Here is a 4,116-nt window from a genome sequence, read left to right as displayed (position 1 = left end):
TTCTGCCATTGCTTAAAACCGGCGACTTGAGTGGCTTGAGGATTTTGCGCATAAATTAAATCAATGTTTCTGGCGCTATAACGATGAAATTTAGCCAGGGTATTGAGATACTTTTTAAATTGGTCACTATCAGTTAATTTTAGGATTTGCTGTTCAGCCTGGGCGACTAATTGTGCTTTCCAAGCCTTAACATCTGCTTTATTTGGCATAAGTTACCCCTCCTCATCTTCAAAAATATCATTCAATGTTGGCAATGATCTTATTTAGTGCTTACATTGTAAATGTCCTGATTCATAACGTTTGTAAAGTAATACAAAGCCGTCACCTTCCCAATAGATAGCTTTAAATCTGTCTTTCCGTGTTCCACAAAATAGGAACAATGCGGGTGAAAATGGATTTAAGTCGAATTGATCTTGGATAATTGTTGCTAACCCATCAATTCCTTTGCGTAAATCTGTTTTGCCGCAAACCAAATAGACTTTATCTAATTCGGTAAAGTTCAGTAATTTAGGCACCCGCCATCAGCTCCTTTAGAATGATCTTCAATATTTCTGGCTGGGCATTATTAAAGATACTTAATTTTTTATTATTGACGGTTAATTGACAAGCCGGTTGAATTTTATTGGGATCATCAATCTTTGTAATTTGTAACTTTTCAGTGGGTACTGGCACAATGGTCTTTTCCATAAAGAATCACCTCATACTTAATTAATAATTCTATGGTACTCAAAAAGACGTCTACGAAGTAGACGTCCAGTTATTTAGTGCTTACAAGGTTAATGCAACAATTCCTAATATAATTGACTTTCTTAATTTCATGCTCGTTACCCTCGTTATCTAAAGTATGAGTGCCAGAATGAATTCATTGAGATCTTATGAGGACTGAAATAATGCAGTGAATTTGAATCACCGTAAGCGTTGCTATATCGGAATTTATAGAAGTGATTTCCGAGATACTTCCATTTTGTAACATGAACGGATTTCTCACCAGAAAAATGGATATAATGCCGATAGATTTTTACTCCATAGTTTGGATTAGCTGTTGCATACCAATGTCCGCGCAATCGATAGGGGATTGCAGAAGTATGCCAGGATGAAGCATCTATGGTGGTTGGAAATGTGATGCTCATAATTCCACCCAAAGATAATGCGGTAACACCTAACATAATTGAATTTCTAATTTTCATTATGATTTTCCCCTCTATAAGCCCAATAATTGTTTTTTCTTCGCGTCGAATTCTTCCTGAGTGATTGTTCCGTCATCAAGAAGCTTTTTGAACTTAGCAATTTCATCAGCGGTATTAGTAGCCTGTGCTTGAGATTCTTTTGGCCCCATATTGTTTTCTAAAAATGTTTTTAACTTTTCCATATCTTTGTTATTAGATCCCCCACGGAAAACAACATTATTGGCTTTGTTGTAAGCACCATGTGCGAATCCTGGCAGGGCACCGAGTCCACCGGTTGTTTGATTGCCAGCAGCAGTGATGAAGTTGATTTGGCCAGCAGTAACACCGGCTTTTTTGAAGTCAACTCCAATAATATTTGTTAATGGAATTGTTTGATCTCCATTTTGCCCACGGTTGGCAAAACTTCGAATTCCTTTTCGTGTAATAACGACTTTAGCATCATCTGCGGTAATGATTACGTGTTCTGGAATGTGAATTTCTACTTTGATAGTCATGATTAAATCCCCCGTTTAATTTTTATCTGTTTGGTCAGCAAATGGATTGTACATGTTTTTGACTTTTGCATTACGTATTTTTAACCCTTTTTCTTTTCTCCGCTTAAATTCTATTCTAATAAATTCAGCGGTTGTATGAACCAGCTCCTTAATCGCATTCTTAAACTCATCACTTTCATTCATCGGTTGGACCCACATAATTCGTTGTCGTTCCAGATCTGTTGAAATGTTTTCGAAGAAATATTGATTAAATCCTGACTTCACCTCATTTTCACCAATCCCAGAATTAATATATATTTTGGGCTTGAGGGTGGATGGAAATTTGAAGTTTAACGTTCCATATAAAGATTGAATCGCTAGCGGCAAGTAATAACTTCGTAAAGCCGTGTATTCTTTTAAGGTAGTAAAATCTAAATCATTTTCTGGAAGCCCGACTTTCCACATCCAATAGCTGACGTCATCCGCATCAAATGGGGCCTCAATCAGTAACTTATAAAGGAGTAAATCTCGTGAATCTAAGTCTTTGGGATCAATGAGAGCACGCATATACTTGATTTTTTTGAATTTTGCATAGGCATACAGAGTGTCACTAAAAAGGTATCCGCCAAGTTCGACATAATCCAGAGTGTAAACGATGAATTCAAACCAATGAAAAGCCACATCCAAATTTTTCAAAACCATGTGGCGTTCCATTCCTTGATAAAGTAACCAGGGATATTGGAACTCTTCGCCAGCATGCGGGTTGCTAAGCCACTCTAGATAATGATAACGTTGTTTTGGTGTAAAACTACTATACGTATTGAACAAATCCAATTGACCTCGGAATGACTCCGGCGTGCCTGGTTCTAACTCATCAGTTTCAAATAACGCGGACAGTTCATCGTGTGCTTCAATATAGCCATGAACTTGCTTTGCAGCAGAAGGTGGGAAGTACTCGAAATTTTTATGAGGGCCATTCGCTATCCACAATATTTTTTTAGTCGACTCTGGAATGTTTGCGTACAGCTTTTCAAAAACCGGATTGGGTTGATCATTATCAAGCTTTAGTTTCGACCGTTCTTCATGATAAATTTGTAGGTCAAAATCATCCATTTTAACTTTTCCGGACCTTGTGTAAGGATCATCCATTATTAACTGTTTTGGATCTGAATAAATATCGTCGTCTGCTTCTGTATCTACTTCTGAAATGTTCGAATTTGAGTCTGGCGATGCTTTAGGATCAACTTGCGCATCCGATGTGATCTCAGGCTTTTTTACAGGTTTTGGAACATCAGAAGCCGCTTTTTGCTTAGTAACCAAAGTGGCTTGAACATAGTTCCTAGACGGCTCTTTTTTTGGAGACACTTTCGAAACATGTTGCTTTGGTTTTGTGCCTTTATTGGAAACAAAATAATATATTAAAAACCCAATCCCAGCGACAAGTAGTATTTGCCACCCAAAAGTAGAAATAATCGCGATAAAAAATAATATTACAAGAAGCCCAGCACACCCCATTCAATCACTTCCCCCCATGACAACTTAGTCTAATTTATCCACCGGTGAGCCATATTGGTGCATCAGATCAGCGGAGCTTTCCGGCCCATAGCCGTTTTCTTCAATATACAGCAAACCCACCAACCCACTTGCAAATTCGTTTGCTTGATACTCACATTTGAATCGGGGTCGTGCCATAAAGGGCAACGTAGCCATCGGCTAATTTTTGCCAAGCCACTTGATAGTAAGCTCCATTTCCAGTAATTTCTTTTAAATACTTGTAGGCTCCTTTAGTCTGCAAAACCGGTAATTCACTCCCAATGACTGTTAATTCGTTATCCATTTCATGATCTCCTTTGCTTTGCTAATCTCACCCGTTGTTTGGGTTTACTTTTAGGGTTGTAAAAGTGAACCTAAATGACGGGTTCACCAACCGGAACGTAGTGCAGGGCGGTAGGCAGGTTCTAATCAAAATCAAAACTTAATTTATGGCCGTCAAGCTTTAACTTGGCGTCAAACGACTTTCCCTTTTTGCTCTTGAAACCCTTTAGTTTGCTGGTTTCCCCTTTGGTGACCAGTGCTTTGATTGCGGTCTTCCCGAGGGTCTTACTGCTCCATTTCTTGGGCAGGGTAAAGTCTTCGCCTTGCTTAGGCTTTACAATATAAAACTTCTGTTTATTTAAAACGGTCGCTTGCGGTGTTTCTAAGAAGACCTCGGCGGACTTTTGTGCTTGCTGTTGGTGATTGATTTGTTGCTTAATGGCTGAATTGCCGGTTAATTGTGTGGGGACATCAGCAATTAACTTCGCCACAAACTTCTTAATCTGGCTCAAAAAGTTATCTGGGGTGCGTTCTTCGGTACTGATTTGCTGTAATGCTTGCTCCCATTTAGCCGTCATTTCTGGGCTAGTTAGCAAGGGTTCGAGTTCGACTGCTTTACATAAAGTGATTCCGGCTTCACT

At 38.9% G+C, this 4,116-nt stretch carries 7 protein-coding genes and 1 pseudogene; all 8 read right to left on the bottom strand.

The window, feature by feature from the left end; genetic code table 11:
- Window positions 1–209, bottom strand: a pseudogene (locus FC85_RS04050) (hypothetical protein); the annotation flags it as partial.
- Between the two features lie 54 nt (window positions 210–263).
- On the bottom strand, window positions 264–515 hold the full coding sequence (tnpB, locus tag FC85_RS04045) for an IS66 family insertion sequence element accessory protein TnpB (protein WP_003561269.1): 252 nt from the start codon (window positions 513–515) through the stop codon (window positions 264–266).
- The gene (locus tag FC85_RS04040; RefSeq protein WP_003561267.1) at window positions 508–687 is read right to left on the bottom strand and encodes a hypothetical protein; all 180 of its coding nucleotides are present in this window, start codon (window positions 685–687) and stop codon (window positions 508–510) included. Before FC85_RS04040 ends, tnpB begins: the two co-directional genes overlap by 8 nt.
- Before the next feature lie 146 nt (window positions 688–833).
- Window positions 834–1,187 (bottom strand): hypothetical protein, encoded by a 354-nt coding sequence (locus FC85_RS04035; RefSeq protein WP_057864278.1) that lies wholly within the window; start codon window positions 1,185–1,187, stop codon window positions 834–836.
- Window positions 1,188–1,201: 14 nt separating this feature from the next.
- Window positions 1,202–1,681, bottom strand: coding sequence for an SHOCT domain-containing protein (locus tag FC85_RS16265; protein WP_057864277.1), 480 nt, complete (start codon window positions 1,679–1,681; stop codon window positions 1,202–1,204).
- Window positions 1,682–1,696: 15 nt separating this feature from the next.
- Window positions 1,697–3,025 carry a hypothetical protein gene (locus FC85_RS04025; protein ID WP_157051265.1) on the bottom strand — a complete coding sequence of 443 codons (1,329 nt, stop codon included), beginning with the start codon at window positions 3,023–3,025 and terminating at the stop codon, window positions 1,697–1,699.
- Between the two features lie 301 nt (window positions 3,026–3,326).
- Window positions 3,327–3,497, bottom strand: a complete 171-nt coding sequence (locus FC85_RS15865) for a hypothetical protein (protein WP_003561261.1) — start codon at window positions 3,495–3,497, stop codon at window positions 3,327–3,329.
- 121 nt (window positions 3,498–3,618) lie between these two features.
- Window positions 3,619–4,116 (bottom strand): topoisomerase C-terminal repeat-containing protein (locus FC85_RS04020; protein ID WP_191979338.1); only part of this gene is annotated, 498 nt, incomplete at its 5' end.

Source organism: Lentilactobacillus diolivorans DSM 14421 (assembly GCF_001434255.1).
Classification (GTDB): Bacteria; Bacillota; Bacilli; order Lactobacillales; family Lactobacillaceae; genus Lentilactobacillus; species Lentilactobacillus diolivorans.
The sequence above is the reverse complement of the archived record's forward strand: the minus strand, read 5'-3'. Positions and strand labels throughout refer to the sequence as shown.